The sequence below is a fragment of the Limnospira sp. PMC 289.06 genome, assembly GCF_032350395.1.
Classification (GTDB): Bacteria; Cyanobacteriota; Cyanobacteriia; order Cyanobacteriales; family Microcoleaceae; genus Limnospira; species Limnospira platensis.
Window position 1 is genome coordinate 1 of the sequence record NZ_JARPLC010000462.1, and the last position, 526, is coordinate 526.

1 protein-coding gene and 1 pseudogene are annotated in these 526 nt (G+C 49.2%); both read right to left on the reverse strand.

Annotated features, from left to right (window positions below; translation table 11 throughout):
- Positions 1 to 79: 79 nt before the first annotated feature.
- A pseudogene (locus P5674_RS25785) lies at positions 80 to 321 on the reverse strand (HNH endonuclease).
- Between the two features lie 21 nt (positions 322 to 342).
- Positions 343 to 526, reverse strand: a 184-nt coding sequence (locus tag P5674_RS25790; protein ID WP_434475138.1) for a reverse transcriptase N-terminal domain-containing protein, incomplete at its 5' end; no start/stop codon positions are given.

Below are 526 nucleotides of genomic sequence, written 5' to 3' on the forward strand. Positions count from 1 at the left end.
ATCTTGGGCTGACCTGCCTGGTCTGAACCCGTAGCTTGTGCTTTCAAATCTTGATTCCCATTCAGGCTCAAGTGCCGACTTAACCAAGGCTTGCCTCGCTCTGTCTTGGATTGTGGGTATTCCCAGGGGGCATTTGTCATCCCTGCCAGGTTTTGGTATCCATACTCTCCTAAGTGCTTTGGCTTTGAGATTTCCTTTAATGTTCTCCGCTCAAGTCAGTCTTTGTTCTGGAGATATTACTATCATTCCATCGACACCGGCTGTCTTTTAGCCTTGACCCGCTTGGGGGGCGGGTTCATTAAGCTGACTGTTGGGAAGCATGGCTGACCGTGGAACCCGCCCCTACAGCCGCACTGCTAAGAGCCGGGCATAATATGATTTCACCAATAGACGTTGCCACCTTCTGGCCTTCGCGTCCTGTCCCGATTTAGCTGCTTGAAATATCCTCTTTTGGAGCTTAAAAACTTTCCGCTGAACCTTAGCCCATGGGATAGCTTTCCATACGTTATTCATAGTCTTGATTGGA